The sequence below is a fragment of the Terriglobus sp. genome, from assembly GCF_965201105.1.
GTDB lineage: Bacteria > Acidobacteriota > Terriglobia > Terriglobales > Acidobacteriaceae > Terriglobus.
Map to the genome: position 1 here is coordinate 332,294 of NZ_OZ241741.1, position 26,321 is coordinate 358,614.

Genomic DNA, 26,321 nt, shown 5'->3' on the forward strand with positions numbered 1-26,321 from the left:
CAGGAGCGGACTCCTCCAAAGTGTATCCCGTTCTGAACTGCTGCCTATGGCCCACAGCTTGCGATTTCGCGTGACGACTTTTTGCTGTGATGTCTATGCTGGTCGGCACGATGAAAGACGTGTACTACGACGCGACGCCAGCGCAGCGCCGCCAGCAGGCCGTACGCTTTGGTTTGTGGTTCGGACTGATCTGGATGCTACTTCTGCTTACCGCGGGGGCGGCGGCGATGTTTGGTCAAGCCCCGAACCAGAACCGGACGCCGTGGCTTGGACCATGGACCCGCGCGAGCCAGCAGCCGGTGATTGCTCCCCGGCCCGCTTCCGTCTTCACGGACCCGGTCAGCGGCACGACCACGCACTGGGAGGCGCTGCACACCTTTAATCCCGCGGCGGTCGTTCGCAACGGTCGCATCTTCGTGCTGTACCGCGCCGAGGACGACTCGGGCGCAAAGGAGATCGGCGGACACGTATCCCGGCTTGGCCTGGCGTCCAGCGCAGATGGCATTCACTTTGACCGGATGCCCGAACCGGTGCTCTACCCGGCGAAGGAAGAGCAAGAGAGCCGCGAGGTTCCCGGCGGCGTGGAGGACCCGCGCATCGTCGAGCGGCCCGAGGGCGGTTACGTGCTCACCTACACGCAATGGTCGCGCGCGCGGCAGAGCTACTCGGTCGGCATCGCGACCTCCGACGATCTTGTGCATTGGCAAAAGCACGGCCCGGCATTTCAGGGCGCCTTGGGCGGCCGCTACGACAACCTGAAGTACAAATCCGCCGGGATGGTCACCGCGATTAAGAACGGCCGGGTGGTCGCCACCAAAGTTAAGGGCAAGTACTGGATGTTCTGGGGCGAGATCGAAATAGGGCTCGCGACCTCCGACGACCTGGTGCATTGGACACCGCTGGAGGACGCGCCCGGCAAACCGCACGTGGTGCTGCGCGCCCGCCCGGGCAAGGCCGACAGCGCCTTCCCGGAGACCGGGCCGCCACCGGTGCTGACCGCTCGCGGCGTGGTCATGCTTTATAACGCTAAGAACGCCGAGGGTGCCGGCGGTCAGCCCGGGCTGCAGCCCGGTACCTACACGGTGGAAGAAGCGCTCTGGTCCGCCGATGACCTGACCCGTCTGCTCGACCGCACGACCGATCCGGTGTTTCAACCGCAATTGCCCTTTGAACGCAGCGGGCAATACGCAGCCGGTACGACCTTTGCGGAAGGCCTGGTCCTGTTCCAGGGCAAGTGGTGGATGTACTACGGTTGCGCCGACTCCTTCGTCGGTGTCGCCACGGCGCCAGCAGACTAAGGCTTCCTCGCACTTGCAGCTGCAACGCAGTGACCGCTGCTGTCGTCGCAGTGGACGGTGGTGCCATCGACCAGCCTGTACCGCTTGCCGTTGAAACGGTAAAGGGTCAGCCCGAACTCGTCGGCGCTGTCGTGCCAGCCCACCGCAATATCGTGCAGGCCGCTGGCGGCTTGCGGCAGAACTGTGTCGAACCAGCCATCGAGGTCGCCGATCATGACCGGCTTGCCCGCATCCCAGCGCAGCAGCCACATGGCTCCGTTCGCGCCCTGACCGCTCCGCGCGCAGCCAGGACCAGCCTCCGCCAGCGTGAAGTGGCCTTCGCCCAGGTTGATGCGATGCACCTCAATCTTGTGCGGCCAGTCGTTGTCGCCTTCGCAGTCGTCCCACACGGTGTTGCTGGCCAAGATCGCCTGCTCCACGTCGTGCCGCTGGCCGGCGGTCAGGTGCTCCTCGGCCAGGTGCTGCGGATGAGGCATGTTCACGATGCTCTGCCAATTGATCGACTGTGCGGAAAGCGTAAGTCCGCCCAGCAGTGCAAGCAACACACTCACCCGCCAACGCTTCAAGGGCCATCTCCTCTGCATCACGAAAGCCCCGGCGCACCGGGGCTTTCGCAGGTTAGAACAAACGAGCGGGTTTAGCGCTTGGACGTGCCCTTGCCCGCCGACTTCAGCTTCTTCTTGTTGGAGCCGCGCGGTGTGGTGCGCTCAGCTTTCGGTGCTGCTTCCTTGCGGGCCTTGCGCTTGGCTGTCTTGCGCTCGCCGTGTTCCAGCTTCTTGGTGTTTGCCATGTGTCTTTCCGTTCCTGAACTTAAGATGAGGTGGAGGCGCCTTGCTTCCGGGTGCCGCGCACGATTCCGGCTAGACCCGCTCAAGCTGGGCGAACTTCTCCACCAGCTTTTTCACGCCGTGCCTTTGAAATTGTACCGTGAGCTTGGCATCCGGGCCGTCGCCCTCGCGCATGGCGATCACACCTTCGCCGTATTTGGGGTGGCGCACCTTGGTTCCGCGCTTCAACGAGGTCTCGCCGGTCTGCTCGGCATGCTCCATCTTCGGCCGTGAGAACTTACCGCCCGCTGCGCCACCCGCTCCGAAAAAGCTTGCGATGTTGTCGATTGAGTCCGGCGACTTCTTCTGCGACGAGAACTGCAGACCGTAGTTGGAGCGCTGTTTGTCCGCTGCTGCTGGACGCGAGGCACCGCTCTGGTCTTCGTCTTCGTAGCTGTAGTGGCGCTCGCCGCCATGATCGTCGCCGCCCTGCTTGCCCCAGCGGTTCGCGCCGAGGCGTGAGCCGCCGCCATAGTTCTGCGAGCCCCCGAACGAGCCATAGCGGTGCCCGGACTCGCTCTGAAAGGCCGGCCGCTCCGCGGGCGAGCCCAGGTCCTCCACCAGCTTCGACGGCACTTCTTCCAGGAAACGTGAGGCGACGCTCGCCTCCGGCATGTCCGATCCATAGCGACGCCGGTAGCGCGCCCGCGTCAGCACAAGCGTGTCCATCGCGCGCGTCATGCCCACATAGCAAAGGCGGCGCTCTTCTTCGAGGCCGGTCGGGTCCTGCAGCGTGCGCGAATGTGGGAAGAGACCCTCCTCCATGCCGCACAGAAACACGAGAGGGAACTCCAATCCCTTGGCCGCGTGCAGCGTCATCAGCGTCACGCGCGCGTCCTGATTGATCTGGTCGGTATCGCTGACCAGCGCGGCATGGTCCAGAAAGTCGGCAAGCGTTTCGCCGCGCTCCTGCGCATCCTGCGCGGCATTGGCAAGCTCCTTCAGATTTTCAATGCGGCTGAAGGCTTCGGGTGTTCCTTCGTTTTCAAGCTGCTTGATGTAGCCGGAACGGTCGTTCAGAAACTTGATTAACTCAGGCAGCGTTGCCGGATCACCGGGCGCGCGAAATCCGTCGATACGATTCGACGTTTCTACAACTGTCGAACTGTCCTTTGCTTCCGATGCAAGTGGAACGGGAGCAGCCTTGGCCCGCAGATCTTCGAAGCGGTCGCTTAACCCGGTCATGCGGGCGCGGCCGTTTGTCTTCTGCGCTGTGTTGGCTTCGAAGGGATTGAACGCAGCACTCGCCACGGGCGGCGGCTCGGGCGTGGCGGCCGCACCGCCTTCGAAGAAGGACGTGATCGCGGAAGCGTTCTCCGGGTCCACCTCGCTCTCCTCATCCTCCGCAGAGGCTGCCAGCGCAAAGGGCTCGGCTTGGTCGCTCTCCGTCGCACTCGTGTCAAAGGAGAAATCGAAGCTCGTATCGGCACTGGTTTCGCCCTTGTTCACGCTCTCCGGCGCAAGCGTGCTGCGTTCCTCGCTCCACGCCGCCTCTTCGCCGCCAAAATCGAAGTTGAAGTTGAAGCTCGTGTCGAAGCTCACATCCTCGTTCGCGTCAGAAGCCGAGGAAGCGTTCTCCTCGGTGCCGACGAACTCATGCGCCGCGTCAATGGTGTCGGCAAGCCCCTGCGCGTCCGCGGTAAGCGCATTGCCAAAGCCCGGCCCAAGCATCGCCCGCGCGTCCAGAATCAAACGCCGGAAACCACCCAATGCGGTCAGCGCGCGTGCCGGCAACAATTGGTCGCGGATCGCGGCATCGATTGCGTCCCACGTGCTGGTGCCCGTGCTTAGCGCCAGCCGCTCCAGCGTTTCCATGGTTGTCTTGCCGATGCCGCGCGGCGGCGAATTCACAACGCGATTCAGCGCAATGGAATCGTTTGGGTTCTGCACCAGCTTCAGGTAGCTGAGCATGTCCTTGACTTCGGCGCGTTCGTAAAAGCTGAAGCCGCCCACCATGTGGTACTTGATGGCGTAGCGGCGCAGCGCTTCTTCCACCAGCCGCGACTGCGAGTTGGTGCGGTACAGCACCGCGCACTTCGGCGTTTCGCCGCTTTGCCCCGCCTCGCGCAGATATTTCTGCACGCGGTCCGCGATGAACAGCGCTTCGTTCTCACCGTCTGGCCCCTCGTAGTAGCCGATCAGCGATCCACCTTCGCGCGTGGTGAACAGCTCCTTGCCCTTGCGTTGCGTATTGTTGCGCACCACCGCGCCGGCACCCTCCAGAATCACCTGCGTCGAGCGATAGTTTTGCTCCAGCCGAATGATCTTGGTCTGGTCAAAGTCCTTTTCGAAATCCAGAATGTTTTTGATGTCCGCGCCGCGCCAGGAGTAGATTGACTGATCCTCATCGCCGACGACACATACATTCCCGTGCGCTCCACCCAACAGCTTCATCAACTCGTACTGCGGGCGGTTCGTGTCCTGGTACTCATCAATCAGCAGATAGCGATAGCGGCGGTTGTAACGCTCGCGTGTCTCCGTGCTCACCTTCAACAGGCGCACCGTCTCGAGCAACAGGTCGTCGAAGTCCACCGCGTTGTTCTTCGCGAGTTCCTTCTTGTAGATCTCGAAGATGTGCGCAATTCGCTCTTCCAGCGGGTTGCTCGACGCCAGAAAATACTCCTGCGGATCGATCATGTGGTTTTTGGCCCAGCTGATGCGGCCCAGCACCACGCGCGGCTTCAACTGCTTGTCGTCCACGCCCAACCGCTTCAGCGCCTGCTTCACGATCGCCTGCTGATCCGACTCATCGTAGATGGCGAACGAGCGTGTCAAGCCTTCACCATTCAGCCGCAACGCTTCAACGTCGCGCCGCAGGATGCGAACGCAGAGCGAGTGAAAGGTCGCGATGGTCGGTTTCGCAAGCGACGTATGGCCGATCAGTTTCTCGACGCGCTCGGCCATTTCCTTTGAGGCCTTGTTCGTGAACGTGACCGCAAGAATCGCATCGGCCGGCACGCCCTTTTCCTGAATCAGGTACGCGATGCGGTGCGTGATCACACGCGTCTTGCCCGACCCGGCGCCGGCCAGGATCAGCACCGAACCATCGGTCTGTTCCACGCCTTCGCGCTGTTGCGGATTCATGTTTTGAAGCAGGGGACTTTCAGCGGCAGGCACGGCGTATCACTCTCAGTACCTAGTTTACGATTTGGCGGCACCTCCGCGGTCAGGGCATCGTGCGCCAGCCACTGACGCAGTTCACGTAGGGTCCTGGCGACTGCAGGCCGCGGTCCCTTTGACTAACGACTCCGTACCCGTGCTCGCAAAATGACGCGGCGCAAACTGCGCGTTACTGCGCCTGTTCCGGAGCGACCTTGACCACCGTCGCGCCGCACTCATGCACGTTTTGGCAAGCGATCGGCTGCAAGCCATTTTTGCTCAGGCACACCTCAACCGCGGTCAGGTAGTTCCGTCCGCATGCAAGCTCGATGCTGCCCTGCGGATAAGCAGGGTTCGCCTTGTACAAGGCCTGGAGCAGATCGCTGGTCTTCACCTGTAGCGTCTGGCGCACTGCCTGCAACTGCTGCGGCACTTTCAATGCTTCAAACGCGTGGTCGGCCGTGGTAAAGAACGGGTCCGGTGCAAGCCCGCTGCACGTTCCATGCTTCGTCCACTCATGCTTCAGCAGGGTCAGGCTGGGTGTGTCCTTCAGGTATGGTGTGTAGTCCGCGGGGCCGGGCTCCGTGCCGCAGTTCGCCGGCCACGTTCCGCTGAAGTTCTGCGGCCACAACCCATGCAGTACGAAACCATGCGGCGTGCCGCACTCCGATGCAGCATCTTCTAGGCGCTTCTGCCGCCGTTCCGAGTGCTCACTCAGCGGCAGCACCTCAACATTGTGGCAAAACTCCGGCGACCAGCTCAGGTTCAACAGGTAGTAATCGAACTGCCCCGGCGCTGCGTGCACTTCCTGCGCACGCGAGTTCACGCGCGGTAACAAGATGACCGCGAACAGAAGAAGCAGGGGATGCAAACGAAGGCGAATATGCATAGTGATCTGTTGGATGCGAACCGCGCAATGGCGCGCTTTGCACCATCGTGGATCGCGCTGCGGTGTGCGCATGCGGACACTGCTGACCATGCGCCAACACATGCAGTCCTTCACGAAAAGATCACAAAAGAAACTTGAAAAAACTAAGGAACGAAACAACAGCCACTGCGTATAACCCAGTGCGCGACGATGTTTCAACTGCAGTGGGACTCGCCAGCAAAATCTAATCTCGGAGTCCTCCCCATGCTGATTCGCAACGTCGTGTCCACCCTCGCTCTGGCTGCTTCCACGCTCGCTCCCATCACCTCGCACGCTGCTTCGCTCTTCGGCCGCAACGCTTCCGGCAATGCTCCGGCCGCGACTGCAAGCAAAGTCAAAATGATTAAATTTACGTTGGCGAACAAGACCGCCGCACCGATGACCGTGCTGGTCAACGACCAGCCCATCACGATCGCCGCCAACTCCGAAACCCCGGTGCGTGCTGCCGTGGGCAGCGACATCTTCGGCGACGACCACAGCACGGTAAAGGTCCACGTGACGGGTGAGCTTTCCGGCAACACCGTTTCGTTCCGCTAACCTCGCGCGACAATCTCGCGCCAGCTTTCAAGCATGCGCCGGGCCTGTGGCGAGCCCGGCGCGCAGTCACACCGCCACTCCTTGAGGCTGCGCAGGGCCGCGATGCAGACGGCCCTGCGCGATCTTTCGTTTGCGGACGCGTAAGCTGAGCCCGCTATGCTGAAGCCATGCCGCTCCAAACGCTGTGCGTCTTCTGCGCCTCTGCCATGGGCGCGCAACCGGAGTACCGCGAAGCCGCCGAATCGCTCGGCCACGCGCTGGCGGAGCGCCGCATCGGCCTGGTGTACGGTGGCGCCCGCGTGGGCCTGATGGGCGCAGTGGCGGACACCGCGATGCGACACGGCGGCACGGTCGTCGGCGTCATTCCGCGCGTGCTGGTCGATCGCGAAGTCTCAAACCACGGCCTTACCGAACTGCATGTGGTTGACACCATGCACACTCGCAAGGCACTCATGGCCGAGCGCGCTGACGCATTCCTGATCCTGCCCGGCGGCTACGGCACCTTTGAAGAGATGTTCGAGATTCTAACGTGGCAGTCGATCGGCCTGCACACCAAGCCCGTGTGCCTGCTGAACGTGCGCGGCTTTTACGACGGCCTGCTCGCGTTCCTCGACACCTGCGTTCACGAAGGCGTGCTGCGTCCCGCGGCCCGCGCTAACCTGCTGGTTGCTCAAACTGTCGAGACCGCGTTGCAGATGCTCGCTGACGGGGTTGGGCAAGTGGACGCCGAGCGTGTTGCGACCGTAAACGGCGGCCCTCATCTGTAGCTCTGTCCACCAAGGACCGGAGCTGTTGCACGCATGCCTACCCTGTTTGATGCGATCCGCGTTGGCGATTTCGACCTGCCCCAAATGGCACAGCACTAGCTGTGCCGTAGCGCATGCGACATATCGGGCTTCAGCCGCTGACAACCCGCAAAGACGACTGCCGCACGTCCGGATCCTCGGACGTGGGTTCTGCCGCCGCGAACCATTTGCGCGACTTTTCCTCCCCGCACGCGCTCCGTTACAACCGAACGTATGAGCACCGCACGCAAGATGCAGGGCGGACGAGTCCCGCGCAACAGCGTTCCGCGCGGCGCCAACGGCCGTGGCTTGTGCCGCTGGTGCAACCTTGAGGTGCCGCCCCGCCGCTTCACCTTCTGCTCCGCCTACTGCGTGCACGAATGGCGCCTGCGCACCCAACCGCGCTACTTGCGCGAACAGGTCTACGAACGCGACAAAGGCATGTGCAGCGCCTGCGGCACGGATACCAACTTCGAGCTGCGTCGCCTCCGCCGTTCGCGCGGCACGAAACGCGCCGAGCAGATGATTCACTGGGGCCTGAAATCCAAACTACGCAAGAGCCTGTGGGACGCCGACCACATCGTTCCCGTCAGCGAAGGCGGCGGCGAGTGCGACCTCTCAAACATTCGCACGCTCTGCCTCCGCTGCCATCGCACCGCCACAGCCGCCCTGCGCGAACGCATCCGCCGCGCCAAAGTCGCCGCCATGCTCGCCTCAGAGCGCGCCGCATAAATGTCGTTCGAGCGCATGAGGCAGTGTGCCTCACCTTCGCCGCGCTCTTTGCGGCTAAGGTGGGCGATGCGGCTGGACTTCTTCAGGGGCCTACTAGATCTGCCATGCTGATCGGACCGCGCTACATTCGTTACGCAACCGCAGTGCAGGAAAACTGGATCAAGCAGCGCGCAAGTGTTCAGCGCTTAGACAAGCGCGACCGCGCACCTCGGCGTATCGTTGCACTTGCGTCCATGCTTCGCGCATTCTCCATCCTTACCGTGCTCTTCACTTGCGTTCTGTGTGCGCATGCGCAGCAGAAATCTTCTCCCTATTCCGCCAGCGCCCAGCATCCGTCCCCCGCGTGGTTCGTTGACGTTGCCGCGAAAGCCGGCATCACGGTGCGCAACGTGAACGGCAGCCCAACGAATAAGAAATACATCGTGGAAGCGACCGGCTCCGGTGTTGCGATCCTGGATTATGACCGGGACGGCTGGCAGGATATCTTCCTGGTCAACGGCACCGAACTGAACGCCACCAGCGGCGCGGCAGCGCCCACCAATCACCTCTTCCGAAACAACCATGATGGCACCTTTATCGATGTCACCGCGAGAACCGGCCTCGTCTCCAGCGGATGGGGCCAGGGTGCGTGCGTGGGCGACTACGACAACGATGGTTTCGATGACATCTTCGTCACCGGATATGGCAAGAACCGCCTCTTCCACAATGACGGCGGCACGCACTTCACCGAGGTCGCGGAGCAGGCGGGCGTTGCCGGCAGCGGCAAAGAATGGGGCACTGGCTGCGCCTTCATCGACTACGACCGCGACGGGCGGCTGGATGTGATCGTCGCGAACTACGTTCATTTCGACCTGGCGAAGACGCCGAAGCCGGGCGAAGAGGCTGGCTGCACATGGAAGGGAACGCCGGTCATGTGCGGTCCGCGCGGTCTGCCCTACGCGGCCAATTCGCTATTTCACAATGACGGGCCGGACAAAGCTGGGGGCAAGGACGGTCGCGTGCACTTCAGCGACGTCAGCGTGAAGAGCGGCATTACCAAGACCGACGGCCACTATTGCTTTTCCGTCACCACGCTCGATTACGACGAGGATGGCTGGCCGGACATGTACGTCGCCTGCGACTCCACACCCGCGATCCTGTATCGCAACCACCACGACGGCACGTTCACCGACGAAGGCGCGAATGCCGGTGCGGCCTTCAACGAGGATGGGCGCGAGCAGGCCGGCATGGGTGCCACCGCCGCGGACTTCGACGGCGACGGCCACCTGGATCTGTTCAAAACGAACTTCTCCGACGACACCGCGACGCTCTACCACGCGAACGGGGACGGCAGCTTTACCGACGTAACGCGCGTTGCAGGGCTGGGCATCCACACCGACGCGCTCGGCTGGGGCGCGGCATTCGCGGATGTGGATAACGACGGCCGCCCGGATCTGCTGGTCGTCAACGGCCACGTCTACCCCGAGGTCGATTCGGCGAAGCTCGGCGCCTCGTTTCGCGAACCGCGCTTTCTGTACTGGAACGCGGGCGGCGGCAAGTTCCAGGATCTATCGAAGCAGTCAGGCCCGGGTCTGGCGGAACCACTGAGCGGACGCGGTCTTGCGGTGGCTGACTTGTGGAACGACGGCCGCATGTCAGCCGTGGTGAACAACCTTGACGATCGTCCACTGCTGCTGGTGAACGAGGCGGCAAACCGCAACCATTGGCTTGGGCTGCGGCTGATCGGTATGAAGAGCAACCGTGACGCAATCGGTGCCCGCGTTACCGTGCGTGTCGCGGGTCATGCGTGGGTGGATGAGGTGCGCAGCGGTTCCAGCTATAACAGCTCAAGCGATCTGCGGCTGCACTTCGGGCTTGGCGCTGCCGACAAGGTTGAGAGCGTGCTGGTGCGCTGGCCCAACGGACAAAGTGAGACCTTCGCCGGGCCTGCAGTGGATGGCATTCGCGAGTTGCGCGAGGGGAGCGGCAAAGTCATTGCACCCTGAACTCCAGAATTCATTCTTGCCGTTTTAAGCCGATCAGAAGACTCTGCAGTGCATGCCGCCGTAATCTCCGGTCTGCTGAAACACGCGCGCTTCCATGCTGTCGGGCTGATAGAAGAGGGCGCGCTGTATCGTGCTCTTTGCCGCGGCAGCTTCATTGGTGCGGCACTGCAGCATGGCCAGGTTCAGCAGTGCCGCGGTGCGGTCGGGCGAGGTCGCGGCCACATCGCTGAGCAGGCGCGTCGCTTCGGCCAAGTTGCCGCTTTGCGCCTGCAGAACGGCAAGGTTGGTCGCGGATGTGGTGTCGTGCGGGCGTGTGGCCAGCGCGGCCTCGTACTCCTTGCGCGCGGCGTTGTTTTGACCGGCGAGTTGCAGCAGGTAGCCAAGCTGCTGGTGTACGGTGGCGTCGGCCTGGCCGTTTTGCTCGACTTTGGTCAGCAGCGAGAGGGCGCGGGCATGGCTCTCGCGATCGCCTTTGACAGCGAACTGTGCGTACGCCAAACCGGTCTCGCGATCGGTCGGCTTTGCGTCGCCTACCGGAACCAGGTCGAAGGCCGAGGTGTAGTGGAACGCGTCGCTCAGCGCGAGCTTCGGTGCCGCGTTCGCGCCATGAATCTCAATATCGTGGTCGACGTTCTGCTCGTGCGCGATGTCGGAGGTGGCGCGCGAAGGCATGTGGCAATGCGCGCAGTCCGGCTGCTCAGGATGGTGCGAAGCAGCTTGGAAGGTGGCGTTGTCGGCATGACACTGCAGGCATTTGCCCCGGTAAAACGCGACTCGTTGTTCGGGCGCTGGGTCGCTGTGCGGATCGTGGCAGGTCACGCAGGTGAGCCGCTCGCCTACGGCGCGCCGGCATGCAGACCGCAGCAGTGCTTCGTATTGGCTGCTGGCGCGCGCCTGCGTCTTAGGTGAGCTTGCGTTGACGAAATAGAGCGCCGCGTCGTTCAGGTCTTCGCCGGGCTGGAACTGAGCCAACGACCGGCCGGTGCGCTGCACCAGAGCGTCACCTTCCAGATGACACTGCAGGCAGACGCTGTCCTGCTTTTTCGGCGTGAGCGCGGCGAGCTGCAGCACGGGTGTTTTGCCGCCGCTGCTGACGTGCGCGGTCATATCGCCGTGGCAGGCGGAGCAGCCGATGCCGCCCTGGCGGAACGGTGCGCCATGAAAACGGTTCGTCGTGTCGTCCACGGTTTCGGCGACGCCGGTCGCGTGGCAGTGCAGGCAGTTTGGGTCGGTGGGCAACGCCAATGGCGCGGATGTTGCGTTATCGAACGCAGGCGCCATCGCGTACGTCGCACGCCGTGTGTACCAGTTGATGGGAGCTTCGTACCAGAGCGCACTGTCTGTGCCGGGAACGTTGCGGCTGAAGAGGTACGTGCGGCCGTGAAGGCCAGAGCCAATGAAATACGCGAGCGTTTCGGTATCGTCGAGCGGAGCGCGAACGTCGTCGCGGCGGCTGGTCAGCGTGGCCGTGCCGTTCTTGATCTGTACGCGGTATGTGACGCCTGATCGTTGTGAGGTGAAGCTGCCCGGGCGCAGCGCTTCGGTTGCGAGGCCACTGCCGCGCGCCATGCTGGTCTGCTCGTAGCTTCGGTAGATCGCCGCGTGGCAGCTTGCGCAGGCGCGATCAGGGTCGGCAAGCGCAATTGGCGCGGGTGTGGCGGCGTGGACCGTTGCGGCATGCGGGCTGCGCAACGTGAGCAGCGCACAGGTTAATGCAAGCGCCACACCGGCGGCCGCGGCGAGGCGCTTCGTTTGGCGTGCAAGTACGAGTTGGGCCGTGGCGGGCACAGGAGTTAGTGGCTGGTGCTGTTCGGGCCGATGTTGTTCGCGTTGCGGGCGGCAGGGGTGCTGGCCCCGGAGTCGAAGTGTGGCGCGGTGTCAGCCTGGAGCTGTTGCGACACTGCGGTTTCGCGCTGGGCGTCGGCGGCGCGGCCCATGGCGCGGTAAGCCTGGCCGAGCAGGCTGTGTGTCATGTAGTTGTGGTCGTCCATGCGCTCGGCGCGTTCCAGGTAGCCGGCCGCCGTGACCGGGTCCGAGCGGCGAAGCATGACCTTGCCGAGCAGAATGTACGGTCCGGTGCTGTTGGGCGTGAGCAGGACGGCGCGCTGAAGATTCCGTGCGGCGGCGACATAATCGCCCTTGCGCTGAAGTGCGTCGCCGAGGCGGTCATAGACGCTGCCGTTAAGGGGGTCGCGCCGGGCCTCTTCATTCAGTTCTGCAATGGCGTCGTCGATATGCTCCTGTGCGAGCGCGACCTCGCCGAGCAGCATGTGGGCGCCGGGCAGGTTCGGGTCGGCGGCGACGGCTTTGCGAGCTTCGTCCTGCGCGATGGGAACGTACTCACGGCGCAGGAGCATGCGGGCGGCGAGCAGGTGCGCGGCGGCGGAGTCGGGCTGGAAGCCGTACTGCTCGGCGAAGGCGTGGCGCGCGTCGTCATAGCGGCGCGTATCGATGTAGCAGAGCGCGAGAATGTAGGCTGGATCGGCCTTGGTTTCGGGCGTCCAGGTGTGGGCTTTCTCCAGGAGCGGAATGGCTTCGGCGGGCCGACCGAGGCGGTAGAGAGTCAGGCCGCGGAGTTCGGTTGCGTCGGCGTCGGCGGGATCGGCGCTCAGGGCGGCCGCGAGTGCTTTGTCGGCTTCGGGGAAGCGGCCGAGAGCGTAGAAAGCTTGGCCGCGGAGGCGGTCGCGGTGCGGCGCGGCGGTGTTTGCGTCGAGTTGTTGCAGGGCTTCGGCGGCGCGGCCGGTGTTGATCTGCTTCTGGAGGGCGGCCTCGGTGGGCTGCTGGGCGGAGAGGGTGACCCACCCCCCTACTATTGCGAGGGCTAAGATCTTCAATCTGCAAGGCTTACGGTTTGGGGTGCGGCGCAAGTTCTTCTGCCGCAGGAACTTACGCGTAAGTTCTTGTGTTGCAGAAAGTTGCGAGGGGTGCCCGGGAGTGGATAGGTGGAGCGGCATCGATAATTCTATTTTACGGAGTTGGGCGGGTATGGGGTGCCAAGTATTTCCGGCTTGTAAGTGGTTGAGAGAGAATGGGTTGCGTGATTGGTGGAGGGGCAGGGGCTTGACAAGGGTTTGGGGTAGGGGTGAGTTCGTCACCTCGGCGGCCAAAGCCGCGCGTGCGGTTGTGTGTCGTGGCTATCTCGGCGGCTAAAGCCGGTGGGGCTCGCGCTGCGCGCTCGCTTGGAAATGCGGGTTTCTCCACTGCGCACCCACGGTGAAGCTGTGGGTGCTTCGGTCGAAATGACAATGTTGTGGTGGTGCGGATTGGCGGGCAAAACAGAAGCGGGAGGGCGTTTGCCCTCCCGCTGGAGTTTCGGCCGGAGCTGGTTGGTTCCGGCGCAGTTGTTTGGGTTAGAAGAGCACCTTGACCGCGAACTGGAGGTAGCGCGGGTTGCTGCCGGGGGCGAGACCGGTAATCCGGCCGTCTGTACCGGAACCGACGGTGGTCTGCGATGGCAGATCAAAGTTCTGATGGTTGAGGACGTTGAAGAAGTCGGTGCGGAACTGGCCACTGAACCTCTCCGTGATGTGGAAGTTCTTCTGAGCAGCGACGTCCATGTTGTAGAAGCCGGGGCCGAAGAAGGCGTTGCGTTGCAGGTTTCCGAAGTGGAGGTATCCCGGGTCGGTGAAGACGGTGCCAATTGTCTGTGGCTGGTAGAAGGTTTGTACCTTGTTCACAGCGTCGAACTTGCCAAGGCCAGTTTTGAAGCCGCCGTTGTAGTTGGGACGGCCCGGACCTGCGTCGCGGTTTCTACCGGCGGTTGTGAAGCCGACGTCGAAGGGAAGACCGCTGGCGATGTTGGCGGTAGGGCTAATCTGCCAACCCCCGACGATCAGATCTTCGATCTTATTGGCGTTGCTCAGGAAGGCGTGATTCCGCCCGAAGGGCAGTTCCAAGTTTCCGAAGAAGGTGAGTTGGCTGCGGCGCAGGAACGACGAGTTGCCGTAGTTCACTGTGCGATCGATATCGATGTAGTCGGAGTCATGATCCTTGGCCACCTGGTAGGCGTAGTTGACCTTGAACTGATAGCCATTGCTAAAGCGCTTATCCAGCGTGGTCTGGAAAGACTGGTACTCCGTATCGCCTTCCGAGGAGAAGTAGTTGATGTCCTGCGTCCATCCGTACGCCGGATAGTAGCGACGGCGACGAGGGTCGTTTCCGTTGCTGCAGGGCAGGTTGGGTGAGGGTGCGCCGATGCACTGGGTGTTTGGCGACGGCTGGAAAACGTTGCTGGGTTGTGGGTTGAAGACGAGGCCGTTGGCCACAACGGCAACCTGGTTGGGGTTGGAGGTATAGCCGCCACCCATGCTGGTGTGCGTTCCCTTGTTGCCCACGTAGCCAAGGGTGAGCGAGTAGGAGTGGCCGAGGTCGCGCTGCACCTGCGCGTTCCACGCATCCAGAGTGGGGAAACGTTCGGTGAGGGGACGCGCGTTGGCGTTGATGCCGTCAGGCAGGCGGATGTTGCCATTGACGATGGGACCACCAAAGTTCGGAGCCGGCGGCGCCTGCCCGAGTATGAAGGCGTAGCCGCTGTTTGGGGAGCTCACGTTCTGCTTGGCGAGCACCGGGAGGTTCTGCGATGCCGAATGGCCGAAGATAGAGCCGAAGACGCCGATGTCATAGCTGCGGCCGTAGCCGGCGCGTATGACGGTCTTCTGGTTCATGGCGTAAGCGATGCCGACACGGGGAGCGAAGGCTTTGTTGTTGTTGGAAATGCCCATGTCGCCGCCGTACGGACCCTCATGCGCGACCTGGAGATTGCCCGTGTTCAGGTTGAGCAGGGCGCCCAGATCCTGGCCGAGTTTTTCGGGCAGGTAGTTCTCCCAGCGCAGACCGTAGTTCAGGGTCAGCTTCGGGGTGACGCGCCAGGTGTCCTGGATGTAGCCGAAGAAGCGGTTCTGGGTTTCAGAGGCGTTGTTGCTGGTGCTGGCGTAGCGGTTGAACTGCGACACGCGACCCAAAAGGAAGGTGGCGTAGGAGAGTCCGCCCAGGTTGTTGGCTGGGTTCGAGGTATGGTCGGCGCGGAAATAAAGGACGCCGGCGCGGTTCGCGTCAGAGGGCACGCGAAGGTTGTAGGCGTGACGCACGTCGACACCGAACTTGATGGAGTGGTTCCCGAGTTCGTGCGTCCAGTTGTTGACGAATTGGTACTGGCGCTCGTTCTGGGTAAGAGGGCAGTTGCAACGGTTGGCATCGAGGCCGGCACCGAAGGCGCCGCCCGGCTGTCCCTGGCCGTTGTTGGGCAGGTCCTGGGGCTCAAAGAGCGGGGCGCCGCCGGTGTTGGCAAAGTTGGAGACGTTCAGACCAGGAATGCCGTTGTTGGTGGCAAAGGCTTCGGAGCCGTCGTATTTTTGCGTGTTGATGCTGTAGCGCAGGAAGCCAAAGCGAACGTCGGTCACCCACTTGGGGGAGACCACGATGTCTGTGCCTACAGACCAGCTCTGGTTGATGCCGTTGGAGGTGCCGCCGAAGCCGCTTGTTCCAAAGCCGATGCCGCCAAGCGCACCGAAGGCGGTGCCGCCCTGCAGGGTGTCCTTGTAATAGGCATAACGGCCGAACCCGTGCACTTTTTCGGTGATCTGCATGTCAACGCGGGTGATGTACTGGTCGAAGTTGAACTTGCCAGTGCCGGAGTTCGGGAAGTTCGCAACGACGGAGCCAAGGATGGGAGCAGGCAGTTTTTCGAGCAGATTCAAAGCAGCCTGGTTGATTTGCGCCTTGGGGATGATGTAGTTCGCGTACTGCTGGCCCGTAACCGGATCGAAGATGCCGTTATTGCCGTTGTAGGACGCGTAATCGGAGAAGTCGCAACCGACCGGGCCGAGGCAAGAAGTACGCAGCAGGTTGGTAGGAACCGTCGACTGGCCGTTAGAGGTTCCGACCTTGGAGCGGACGCCTTCGTAATCGAAGAAGTAGAAGAACTGGTCCTTCTGGAAGGGGCCACCGATAAAGGCGCCGAACTGGTTGCGCAGGTTCGCAGGAACGATTCTTCCCGTGTTGCTGTCGGGCGTGTTGAAGGGGTTCTTTGCCTGGAAGGCATCGGACTGGCGGTAATCGTAAACGCCGCCGTGAACGGAGTTGCTGCCGGACTTGGTCTGGGTGGCGACAACGGAGGAGACGGCCTTGCCGAACTGGGCGTCGTAGTTCTGCGTCGTGATCTTGGCTTCGGCAACGGAATCAAGCGTGGGGTTGACGACGATGATGCCGAGGATCGGATCCTGGTTATCGGTTCCGTCAAGCTCGTACCCGGTGCCGGCGAAGAACTGGCCGTCGACCACGATCTGCTGCGAACCCTGTGGGTTTTCAGAAGCGGCGTGGGACCAGCCGAGGAGCTGCGAGCCGGGGAGCAGGAGCTGGAGGCCCGTGAAGTTGCGGTTGGGCAGCGGCAGTTCCGTTACGTTCTTGGTGTCGAAAATGGTGGACACGTCGGCGCGATCGGTCTTGAGCAGGGGAACTTCGTCTGCGCTGACGGTGACCGTCTGGCCGGTGTCGCCGACGTTGAGCTTGGCGTCGATCTTGGGAGCGGTGTCGGCGGAGACCACGATGCCGGTTGCCTGGAAGCCGCTGAATCCTGACGCGGTGACCTTGACCGAGTAGGTGTCTGGGATGAGGTGCTCTACCGTGTAGGCGCCCGAGCCGTTGGTGGTGACGGTATCGGAAGTGCCTTTTGTGATGTCGGTGACCACGACGGTGGCATTCGGGATGGCTGCGCCGGTCGAGTCGGTAACGGTTCCGTACAGCGAACCGTAGATGGCCTGGCCGTAGAGTGCGGGAGCACCCACAGCGGTGGCGACCAATGCCAGTGCCCGTGCCTTTCTTGCAATGTTCATACTGTCCTCCAAAGGATGGAACGTGCGCCTCAGAACACAGCACGCCCCAGTTTCGAAGACAGGGAATTGCAGAGTTGAGGAACGAGTGGACTTTATGGGAGCGAAAGGCCGTTGTCAATCAAATGGTGGAGACAGATGCGAGATTTTTGAGATACGGAATTTGGGTGAATTTTCAGTTCCACTATGGTTTTTTGTAGGGCGTTTTCTGAAAGGGTTTTCGGTTCCGGTAAACCGTTGACTTTGGGCAGTTTCGTGGGGAGATTGCGACCGGCGCGCGAGGCTGGCGGATTTTGTTTGAGTGCTGTTCGCAATGTCCCTGTAACGAGAATGCTATGGCAGCTTGCGCCAAAGCTGCCTACGGTGTGATAGGTTGGCGCTGCTTGCCCGAGGGCGGGTGTGCAAGGCAAGGAGACAGTGATGTCCTGGTGGATGCGAGCGGCGGCGGGTGTGGTGGCAGGCGGATTTGGGCTTGCGGGTGCGGGCCTGATGGCGCAGGTGGCGGCGGTGCCGCCGGCGACTCCGCCGACCGCGGCCGAGGTGCAGGCGGCAGCGAAGCCGACGCACGATGCGACATGGTGGAAGCACGCGGTGGTGTATGAAATCTATCCGCGGTCGTTCCAGGACTCGAACGGCGATGGTGTGGGCGACCTGAACGGGATCACACAGCGGCTGGATTACCTGCAGAAGCTGGGCGTGGATGCAATCTGGATTGCGCCGATGTTTCCTTCGCCGCAGGTGGATTTTGGCTATGACGTGAGCGACTACGAGGCGGTGGATCCGCAGTATGGGTCGCTGGCGGACATGGACCGGCTGATCAAGGAAGCGCAGAAGCGGAATATTCGCATTTGCCTGGATTGGGTGGTGAACCACACGAGCGACAAGCACAAGTGGTTTGAGGAGTCGGCGTCGTCGCGGACGAACCCGAAGGCGGACTGGTTTGTGTGGAACGATGGCAAGCCGCTGGACCCGAATGCTCCGGAGTATGTGAAGAAGGCCGCGCACGACGGGATGATGCCGCCGAACAACTGGGAGTCGGGGTTTGGCGGGTCGGCGTGGGAGTGGGTGCCGGCGCGGAAGCAGTTTTACTATCACAAGTTCTACATTCAGCAGCCTGACCTGAACTGGCGGAATCCTGCGGTGGAGAAGGCGATGTTTGACGGGATGCGGTTCTGGATGGACCGCGGGGTGGCGGGTTTCCGGCTGGATGCGGTGCCGACGTTGTTCGAGGATCCGCAGAACCGGGATGAGCCGGTGGAGGCCGGCACCAACCAGCAGGGCGATCCGAACCTGAAGGGGATCTACACGGATAATTTGCCGGAGGTACACGGGGTGATCCGGCGGATGCGGCAGGTGGTGGACTCGTATCCGAAGACAGGGTTCCCGGGCAGCCGCGTGCTGATCGGTGAGACGTATCTGCCGAACACGGCGGAGCTGGACCAGTGGTACGGTGGCGCGTCGCAGAATGAGCTGCAGCTGCCGATGGACATGCTGATCGGGTTTCGCGGGAACCAGGCGAAGCTGAATGTGCCGTATCTGCGGCGATATCTGACGGAAGTGGAGACGGAGGTGCATGGGTCGCAGCCGCTGCTGGTGTTCGATAACCACGACAATGTGCGGAGCCATGACCGGTATGGCGATGGCGTTCACGATGCGGCCATTGATCGGGCGATTGCGACGATGTTGCTGACCAGCAAGGCGACGGCGCTGATGTATTACGGCGAAGAGCTGGGCATGGTGACGACGACACCGACGCGGGTCGAGGATGTGAAGGACCCGATCGGCATTACGGGGTGGCCGAAGGAAAAGGGCCGAGACGGTGAGCGCACGCCGATGCAGTGGAACGCGTCGACGGATGCGGGGTTCAGCACGGCGGGAAAGATGTGGTTGCCGGTGCCGCCGGACTACACGACGGTGAATGTGGCGGGTGAGGAGAAGGATCCGGCGTCGCTGCTGAAGTGGTACGAGAAGCTGATTGCGCTGCGGCGGAGCGTGCCGGCGCTGCATGATGGCGGCGTGGTGTTTGTGGATACGGCGAACCCGGATGTGTTGTCGTATGTGCGGACGGCGCCGACGGGGGCGAAGCCGGTGGTGGTGTCGATGAACCTGTCGGCACAGCCGCAGACGGTGAAGCTGGATATGAGCGCGGCGGGCGTGAGCGGGACGAAGCTGCGCACGCTGGTGACGGATGTGCCGGCGCTGGAGAAGCATGACACGACCAGCGACATTGAACTGCCGCCGTATGGGTCGCTGGTGGCGGAGGTGCAGTAGGCGGGCTGGGATGGCGGACGGGGTCAAGCGGGGTAAGACGGAGCAGAAGGGCGAGCGGCAGGCGACGCCGCGCGGCGAGGTTCCGCTGCACCGCAGCATTTACCAGCAGCTCTTGCAGGAAGTGCAGAACGGGACGTGGAAGGTCGGCAGCAAGTTGCCGAGCGAAGCGGCGTTGTGCGAGCGGTTTGGGGCGTCGCGCATTACCGTGGCGAAGGCGATTGGAACGCTGCAGCGTGAGGGTTTGGTGCGGCGGCGCGCGGGGTCTGGCACGTTTGTGCAACAGCCGCCGGCGACGGCGAACGCTTCGCTGCGGTTCGGGCTGCTGATCCCGGAGCTGGGGACGACGGAGATCTTTGAACCGATTTGCCGGGGCATGATGTCGTCGCCTCTGACGCGGCCTCATTCGCTGGTGTGGGGGCACGCGTCGGCGGAGGACGAGCGTCCGGAACGGGCCGCAGAGGACCTGTGCCGGCAGTTCATTGAGCAGCGGCTGCATGGGGTTTTCTTTGCGCCGGTAGAGTTTGCGGCGGACCGGCACGCGGCGAATCATCGCATCGTGGAGGCGCTGGAGCGCGCGGGCATCGCGGTGATTTTGCTGGACCGGTGCGTGGAGCGATTTCCGGCGAGGTCGCGGTTTGACCTGGTTGGGATCGACAATCATCGGGCGGGAGCGCTGCTGACGGAGCACGTGATTGCGGCGGGTGCGAAGCGGCCGGTATTTGTGGCGCGGGCGGGATCGGCGGGAACGGTGCACATGCGGGCATCGGGGTATTGGACGGCGGTGCGCGATGCGGGACTGGAGTTTGACGGCGCGGCGTGCCGCGGGGATCTGGACGATCCGGAGTTTCTGCGGAAGCTGCTGGCCCGGGAGCAGCCGGACGCGTTGATCTGCCAGAACGATCACGCGGCGGCGATCGTGATGCGCTTTCTGGTGGAACAGGGCATTCGCGTGCCCGGAGAGATGCGAGTGGCGGGCTGTGACGATGTGAAGTATGCACAGTACCTGCCGGTGCCGCTGACGACGATTCACCAGGACTGCGCGGAGATTGGGCGCGTGGCGATGATGACGATGCTGGAGCGGCTGAAGAACCCGGGGCATCCGGCGCGGGACGTGCTGGTGGATTTTTCGCTAATGGCGCGGGAGTCAACGCGATAGGGATTGCCGGGCCTGGACGATGAAGCCTGGCGTTGCTCTTGTACGGTGTGGGATCGCGCTGATGCGCAAAATTCATCGCGGCATCGTCGTGGGCAGAGTGTGATTAAAGAGCCACTCGCCGTAACTCATGCTTCTCGATGAGCGTGCTGACGATTTTCGAACTTGACTCTGACGGAAAACCCACTACCATGTGGTAGTGGATAGATTGGGTGTCACGCTCGCGGCTTTATCTGATCCAACCCGGCGGGCTATCGTCGAACGGCTCTCGCATGGGCCTGTTTCCGTGCATGGATTGACGGAGCCGTTTGCGCTCTCGCAGCAGATGATTTCGAAGCATATTGCCTCTCTGGTGCGGGCGCGGCTTGTGACCAAGAAGAAACGTGGACGAGAGAGCGTCTGCACGCTTAGGCCGGAGGCGATCAAGACAGTCAGCGACTGGGCGGTCCGCTATCGCCGGTTCTGGGAAGAAAGCCTCGACAAACTGGATGTGGTTGTAACTGAAATGAAGAAAGCGGAGGTCAGAGATGACAAAGAACACGGGTAGCGAAGCAGAGCGGATGATTGTCACACGAGTTTTCGATGCCCCACGGGAGTTGGTCTGGAAGGCGTGGACCGACCCGAAGTATGTCATGCAATGGTGGGGACCAAAGGGCTTCACTTCACCTTTTTGCCAGATGGATTTTCGCGTGGGAGGGAAGTTTCTGTGTTGCATGAGATCGCCGGAGGGGCAGGAGTTCTGGAACGGCGGTGAGTACCACGAGATTGTGCCGCACGAGAAGATCGTGTCTTCCATGTACTTTTCCGACCCGGAAGGGAACAAGGTTGAGCCGGCGCACTATGGAATCGAACATGAAGCGATCGATGGTGCATACGATGTGACTCTGTTTGAGGATCTCGGAAACGGCCGGACGAAGCTCACCTTGGTTGGAAATGAAACCATGGAGAACGCAAAGGAAAGCGGACAAGTCGAAGGCTGGAACCAGATACTCGAAAAGCTGGCGGCGGTCATTGCGGGGCTTGTTCCGGCGGCATAGGAAGTTTGCTGGTTCTGCGGGAGACGTTGAAGAAGAGGCAAATCGAGGCCCAAGCCTTTGCGTTGAGCACGCGAGGGCGCTGGGCGGCATCTTACTGAGAGGAAAGAGGTGGCACGATGAAAGCTCTCCCTTGGATTGTTGCGGGCGTTGGAATTAGCGCCGCGCTGATTTATGTGATTGTGAACGCTCCGCAGCCGAGCTACAGCACGGGTGATCCGGACGTGGACAGCTTTGCGAACAAGGCAAACCGCTGGGGATCGAAGCAGCGGGTGCAGGGCGCGGGTGACAGCCTGCTCGGTAAGGCGAAGCAGGCATTCGGCGAAGCGACCGGCAACTATGACACGGCGGATTCGGGTGCCGGCGACCAGACGGAGGGTTCGGTCCGGAACCTTGCGGGCAAGGCGGCAAACGCGGTGGGTGACACGGTTCGCGATTTGAACCGGTAATAATCAATTACTAGACGGGTCTCGGTGACGTCGTTAGCGGCGCTGCCGAGACCTTCTTAATTTTCAGCACAGCAAAGGATGTCGCGTGGAGCACAAACAACAGGAGGCGACTGCCGCTGAGGCAGCGCAGGATTTCGTGATCGGCCATGGCGGCGAGACGCACCAGAATGCGGGTGGAACCTATCCGGCGATGACGGGCCAGACCGGCGTGGTGATCGCGGACGATGAAAACTCGCTAAAAGCCGGCGAGCGCGGGCCGGTGTTGCTGGAAGACTGGAACCTGCTGGAGAAGACGCAGCACTTTGACCATGAGCGGATTCCGGAGCGGGTGGTGCATGCGCGCGGTTACGGGGCGCGCGGGTACTTCGAATTGAGCGATTCGCTGAAGGGGATTTCGCGCGCGGCGATCTTTACCGAGCCGGGTGAGAAGACGCCGGTATTTGTGCGGTTCAGCACGGTTGCGGGCAACATGGGTTCCGCCGACACGGCCCGCGATGTGCGTGGGTTCGCGGTGAAGTTCTACACGAAGGAAGGGAACTGGGACCTGGTTGGAAACAACATTCCGGTCTTCTTTGTGCAGGACGCGATCAAGTTTACGGACCTGATCCACGCGGCGAAGCAGGAGCCGGACCGCGGGTTTCCGCAGGCGCAGACGGCGCATGACACGTTCTGGGATTGGGCTTCGCTGTCGCCCGAGTCGACGCACATGCTGATGTGGATCATGAGTGACCGTGCCATTCCGCGGTCGTTCCGGATGATGGAAGGCTTTGGCGTTCATAGCTACCGCTTTCTGAATGACGAGGGCAAGACGACCTATGTGAAGTTTCACTGGCGGCCAAAGCTGGGCATGCAGTCGGTGGTTTGGGACGAGGCGTTGAAGATCAGCGGCGCCGATCCGGACTTTCACCGGCGCGACCTGTGGGAGTCGATCGCGCAGGGCAACTTTCCAGAGTGGGAGTTGGGTGTGCAATTGTTCGACGAGGAGTTTGCACAGAAGTTCGATTTCGATGTGCTGGACGCGACCAAGCTCATTCCTGAGGAAGTACTGCCGCTGCGCATTGTTGGACGCATGGTGCTGGACCGCAACGTGGATAACTACTTTGCGGAGACGGAGCAGGTGGCGTTCTGCGTGAGCAACGTGGTGCCGGGGATTGATTTCACCAATGATCCGCTGCTGCAGGGGCGCATTCTGAGCTATGTGGACACGCAGCTGACGCGTCTGGGCGGACCGAATTACCAGCAGATTCCGGTAAACCGGCCGATCGGGTGCCCGGTGCTGAACATGCAGCGCGACGGTCACATGCAGATGGGTGCGCAGAAAGGCCGTGTGGCGTATTCGCCGAGCTCGTTGGAGGCGGATGTGCCGCGGACGGACCCGAAGCGCGGGTTCGCAAGCTTCCCGGAGAAGATGGAAGGTGACAAGCTGCGGATTCGGGCGGAGTCATTCGGCGATCACTACTCGCAGGCGCGACTGTTCTTTGAGTCGCAGACCGAGCCGGAGCAGAACCACATTGTGTCCGCCTTCATTTTTGAGCTGAGCAAGGTGGAGACGGTCGCGGTGCGGAAACGCATGGTGAGCCAGTTGAAGAATGTGGACCCGGCGATTGCGGAGCGTGTGGCGAAGGGGTTGGGCCTGGAGGGTGAGGTGCCGGAGTTTCCGACGAAGGTGCCGGTGAAGACCGGGCTGAAGGCGTCGCCGGCGCTGTCGATTTTGGCGAAGGCGAACCCGACGCTGAAGGGCCGCAAGGTGGCGGTGCTGGCGGCGGATGGGACAGACGCGAAGCTGGTGGAGTCGCTGCGTGCGGCGGCGAAGCGGCATGGCGCCGACTTTGCCGTGGTGGCGCCCAAGGCTGGTGGCTTTAAGGCTTCGGATGGGACGATGGTGACGGGCGACTTTCAGTTGGCGGGTGGGTCGTCGGTGCTGTTTGACACGGTGTTCGTGGCGTTAAGCGCGGATGGCGCGGCGATGCTGAGCAAGGAGGCCGCGGCGAAGGGTTGGGTAAGCGATGCGTACTCGCACCTGAAGGTGATTGGCGCGACTGCTGACGCGCAGATGCTGCTGGACAAGTGCGGTGTGGAGCCGGACGCGGGCGTGCTGGTGGGCATGGACGTGGAGGCGTTTCTGAACACCGCGGCGAAGGGCCGCGTGTTTGATCGCGAGCCGGAAGTGCGGACGGTCTACTAGCAACGCCAGATTGGGCAAGAGGCCGATGCGTCCAGGGCGCGTCGGCTTTCTTGCGTTTACGCGCGGGTTGCGGCTGCGGTGCTAGGCTTTTTTCATGCCAAAGACGCTGGTGGAGCATGTTCGTGAACGTCATGGGGACGCATTGGCGGAGTTGTTTGAGGCGCTGGCCGGGGCGGCGAAGCGGATTGAGGCGCGGATTCGTACGGCTCCGCTGAGCGACGCGCTGGGTGCGTTTGGGCACACGAATGTGCAGGGCGAGCAGCAGCAGAAGCTGGATGTGTTCGCCAACGATGCCGTGATTGGGGCGGTGCGCACGCTGGGGAGTGTGGGCGGCGTAGTGAGCGAGGAAGATGACGAGCCGGTGGTGTTTCTGGACAGGCCTGGAGCGCGGTTCGTGGTGATTACCGATCCGCTGGATGGATCTTCGAATTTAGATGTGGATGTGAATGTGGGCACCATTGTTTCGGTGCAGGCAATTGGGCCCGGTGAAGACGCACGGTTGGCGGCGCTGAAGCCGGGGACCGCGCAGGTGGCAGCGCTGTATGTGAACTACGGGCCGGCAACGATGCTGGTGTATACGGCGGGCCGGGGCACGCATGCGTTCACGCTGCGGGAAGGCGAGTTTCTGCTGAGCGGCGAGGACCTGGCAATGCCGGAGCGGGGACCGTACTACTCGGTGAACGAGGGGAATGCGGCGGAGTTTCCAGCGGCGGTGCGGACGTACCTGGAGAAGCTGCGGGACGGGTCGCTGCTGGGGACGAAGTATGGATCGCGGTATGTGGGGTCTTTTATTGCGGACTTTCATCGAACGCTGCTGAAGGGCGGCGTGTTTTTGTATCCGCCGACGGCGAAGACGCCGAAAGGCAAGCTGCGGCTGCTGTATGAGGCGAATCCGCTGGCGATGCTGGCGGAGCAGGCAGGCGGGCGGGCGACGGACGCGGGTGAGGATGGGCGCGAGACGCGGCGCATTCTGGAGATTGTGCCGAAGGAGCCGCATGAGCGCACGACGCTGGTGATTGGCAGTGCTGCCGAGGTTGCCGCGTTTGGGGATGTGGCGGCGGCCGCAGTGGGCTCGGTTCCGCAGGAGAAATAGTTGCCGACACTGCCATTTGCCGAACGCCTGTATTACGAGGATGCGTGCTGTGACGAGCCGCGCGGGCTGGAGTTTGCGGCGGTCGTGACGGAGATTCGCGAGCTGGCGCGGGTGGAGGGAAGGCCGGTGTTCCAGGTGGCGCTGGACCGCACGGCGTTTTACCCGACGGGTGGCGGGCAGCCGCATGACACGGGCGTGCTGGTGGCGACGGCGCGCAGTGGTGCGGTGCTGGAGGCGCCGGTCACGGACGTGGTTGAGGATGACGCCGGTGAAGTGTGGCATGCCACGGCGAAGCCGATACAGTCTGGGACCGAGGTGGTGGGGCGGGTGGACGCGGAGCGGCGGCGCGACCATATGCAGCAGCACTCGGGACAGCACCTGTTGAGCGCGATTGCGGCGCGTGAGTTTGGCGCGGCGACGGTGGGCTTTCACCTGGGCAGGATGGACACGACCGTGGACTTGGCGATGCCGCTGCTGAGCGCGGAGCAGATGAAGGTGCTGCAGCAGAGAGCAAACGATGTGGTGATGCGGGCTCTGCCGGTGACGCAGCGATGGGTTGGTCGCGACGAGGCGGAAGCCTTGCTGGCGGCGGGTGTGTTGCCGAAGCTGCCGCTCCGGGCGGGAGACCTGCGCGTGGTGAGCATTGCCGGGGTCGACCAAAATGCCTGCGGCGGAACGCATGTGCGGAGCACGGCGGAGATCGGTCCGGTGCTGCTGCGGCGCGTTGAACGGGTGCGAGGCAACAGCCGGCTGAGCTTTGTGTGCGGAGGCCGGGCGCTGGCTGCGGCAACCGCAGACTGGAAGCTGCTGACCGGGCTTGCCGGCACGCTGAGCACGGGAGTGGCGGAGCTGGCAGAGCGTGTGTTGAAGATGCAGGCCGAGGTTGCCGAGGCGCGCCGCCGGGCTAAGACGGAGACGCGGTAACTTACAGGCAGTCTGCCGAACGAGTTAGCGTTGAACTTACCGGAGTTACTCAAAAGTTCCTTACTGCCCTATCGCTTACTGGCAAGGGTGGTAAGTCGGCTGTTGGCAACAATGTAGTCATTGACCGTAGAGTGTCCGCACTTGTCGTTCGATGGCGGCAAATGATGCTGCTTCTGGCCTACATCGGTCTGATT

General features: G+C 62.5%; 20 protein-coding genes. 13 read left to right on the plus strand and 7 right to left on the minus strand.

What is annotated here, in order from left to right; all coding sequences use genetic code 11:
• Positions 1-89 precede the first annotated feature (89 nt).
• Complete coding sequence (locus tag ACOFKT_RS01385) at positions 90-1,298, plus strand: glycoside hydrolase family 130 protein (protein WP_419805654.1); 1,209 nt, start codon at positions 90-92, stop codon at positions 1,296-1,298.
• Here the strand turns inward: ACOFKT_RS01385 and ACOFKT_RS01390 are convergent.
• The 4 genes from ACOFKT_RS01390 to ACOFKT_RS01405 all read right to left on the minus strand — a co-directional run bounded on the left by ACOFKT_RS01390 (position 1,295) and on the right by ACOFKT_RS01405 (position 6,113).
• Complete coding sequence (locus ACOFKT_RS01390; protein WP_419805655.1) at positions 1,295-1,864, minus strand: hypothetical protein; 570 nt, start codon at positions 1,862-1,864, stop codon at positions 1,295-1,297. The two genes, ACOFKT_RS01385 and ACOFKT_RS01390, sit on opposite strands and share 4 nt — an antisense overlap.
• Before the next feature lie 71 nt (positions 1,865-1,935).
• The gene (locus ACOFKT_RS01395; protein WP_419805656.1) at positions 1,936-2,088 is read right to left on the minus strand and encodes a hypothetical protein; all 153 of its coding nucleotides are present in this window, start codon (positions 2,086-2,088) and stop codon (positions 1,936-1,938) included.
• A gap of 70 nt (positions 2,089-2,158) precedes the next feature.
• Positions 2,159-5,209 carry a UvrD-helicase domain-containing protein gene (locus ACOFKT_RS01400; protein ID WP_419805657.1) on the minus strand — a complete coding sequence of 1,017 codons (3,051 nt, stop codon included), beginning with the start codon at positions 5,207-5,209 and terminating at the stop codon, positions 2,159-2,161.
• 205 nt (positions 5,210-5,414) lie between these two features.
• A complete protein-coding gene (locus ACOFKT_RS01405) occupies positions 5,415-6,113 on the minus strand; it encodes a ribonuclease T2 family protein (protein ID WP_419805658.1) in 699 nt (232 codons plus the stop codon).
• 243 nt (positions 6,114-6,356) lie between these two features.
• Between ACOFKT_RS01405 and ACOFKT_RS01410 the strand changes: the two genes are divergently transcribed.
• The 4 genes from ACOFKT_RS01410 (at position 6,357) to ACOFKT_RS01425 (ending at position 10,191) form a co-directional block, all read left to right on the plus strand.
• Entirely contained in the window at positions 6,357-6,689 is a 333-nt protein-coding gene (locus ACOFKT_RS01410; protein WP_419805659.1) for a hypothetical protein, read from the plus strand.
• 167 nt (positions 6,690-6,856) lie between these two features.
• Positions 6,857-7,456 carry a TIGR00730 family Rossman fold protein gene (locus ACOFKT_RS01415; RefSeq protein ID WP_419805660.1) on the plus strand — a complete coding sequence of 200 codons (600 nt, stop codon included), beginning with the start codon at positions 6,857-6,859 and terminating at the stop codon, positions 7,454-7,456.
• 252 nt (positions 7,457-7,708) lie between these two features.
• Entirely contained in the window at positions 7,709-8,206 is a 498-nt protein-coding gene (locus ACOFKT_RS01420; protein WP_419805661.1) for an HNH endonuclease, read from the plus strand.
• Between the two features lie 104 nt (positions 8,207-8,310).
• Positions 8,311-10,191, plus strand: coding sequence for a CRTAC1 family protein (locus tag ACOFKT_RS01425; RefSeq protein ID WP_419805662.1), 1,881 nt, complete (start codon positions 8,311-8,313; stop codon positions 10,189-10,191).
• 33 nt (positions 10,192-10,224) lie between these two features.
• Here ACOFKT_RS01425 and ACOFKT_RS01430 read toward each other — a convergent pair whose 3' ends face one another.
• The 3 genes from ACOFKT_RS01430 to ACOFKT_RS01440 all read right to left on the minus strand — a co-directional run bounded on the left by ACOFKT_RS01430 (position 10,225) and on the right by ACOFKT_RS01440 (position 17,021).
• Positions 10,225-11,979, minus strand: coding sequence for a tetratricopeptide repeat protein (locus ACOFKT_RS01430; RefSeq protein WP_419805663.1), 1,755 nt, complete (start codon positions 11,977-11,979; stop codon positions 10,225-10,227).
• Between the two features lie 5 nt (positions 11,980-11,984).
• Positions 11,985-13,025: a tetratricopeptide repeat protein gene (locus ACOFKT_RS01435; RefSeq protein WP_419805664.1), complete on the minus strand. Its 1,041-nt coding sequence runs from the start codon at positions 13,023-13,025 to the stop codon at positions 11,985-11,987.
• Positions 13,026-13,541: 516 nt separating this feature from the next.
• Positions 13,542-17,021: a TonB-dependent receptor domain-containing protein gene (locus ACOFKT_RS01440; protein ID WP_419805665.1), complete on the minus strand. Its 3,480-nt coding sequence runs from the start codon at positions 17,019-17,021 to the stop codon at positions 13,542-13,544.
• 417 nt (positions 17,022-17,438) lie between these two features.
• Between ACOFKT_RS01440 and ACOFKT_RS01445 the strand changes: the two genes are divergently transcribed.
• The 8 genes from ACOFKT_RS01445 to ACOFKT_RS01480 all read left to right on the plus strand — a co-directional run bounded on the left by ACOFKT_RS01445 (position 17,439) and on the right by ACOFKT_RS01480 (position 26,127).
• A complete protein-coding gene (locus tag ACOFKT_RS01445) occupies positions 17,439-19,289 on the plus strand; it encodes a glycoside hydrolase family 13 protein (RefSeq protein WP_419805666.1) in 1,851 nt (616 codons plus the stop codon).
• A gap of 10 nt (positions 19,290-19,299) precedes the next feature.
• Positions 19,300-20,445, plus strand: a complete 1,146-nt coding sequence (locus ACOFKT_RS01450; protein WP_419805667.1) for a GntR family transcriptional regulator — start codon at positions 19,300-19,302, stop codon at positions 20,443-20,445.
• 196 nt (positions 20,446-20,641) lie between these two features.
• The gene (locus tag ACOFKT_RS01455) at positions 20,642-20,989 is read left to right on the plus strand and encodes an ArsR/SmtB family transcription factor (protein ID WP_419805668.1); all 348 of its coding nucleotides are present in this window, start codon (positions 20,642-20,644) and stop codon (positions 20,987-20,989) included.
• Positions 20,970-21,479 carry an SRPBCC family protein gene (locus ACOFKT_RS01460; RefSeq protein ID WP_419805669.1) on the plus strand — a complete coding sequence of 170 codons (510 nt, stop codon included), beginning with the start codon at positions 20,970-20,972 and terminating at the stop codon, positions 21,477-21,479. The genes ACOFKT_RS01455 and ACOFKT_RS01460 overlap by 20 nt, the downstream gene beginning before the upstream one ends.
• Before the next feature lie 116 nt (positions 21,480-21,595).
• Positions 21,596-21,925 carry a CsbD family protein gene (locus tag ACOFKT_RS01465; protein WP_419805670.1) on the plus strand — a complete coding sequence of 110 codons (330 nt, stop codon included), beginning with the start codon at positions 21,596-21,598 and terminating at the stop codon, positions 21,923-21,925.
• A gap of 85 nt (positions 21,926-22,010) precedes the next feature.
• Complete coding sequence (locus tag ACOFKT_RS01470; RefSeq protein ID WP_419805671.1) at positions 22,011-24,110, plus strand: catalase; 2,100 nt, start codon at positions 22,011-22,013, stop codon at positions 24,108-24,110.
• A gap of 94 nt (positions 24,111-24,204) precedes the next feature.
• Positions 24,205-25,203, plus strand: coding sequence for a class 1 fructose-bisphosphatase (locus ACOFKT_RS01475; protein ID WP_419805672.1), 999 nt, complete (start codon positions 24,205-24,207; stop codon positions 25,201-25,203).
• Positions 25,204-26,127, plus strand: coding sequence for an alanyl-tRNA editing protein (locus tag ACOFKT_RS01480; protein WP_419805673.1), 924 nt, complete (start codon positions 25,204-25,206; stop codon positions 26,125-26,127).
• Positions 26,128-26,321: the final 194 nt, after the last annotated feature.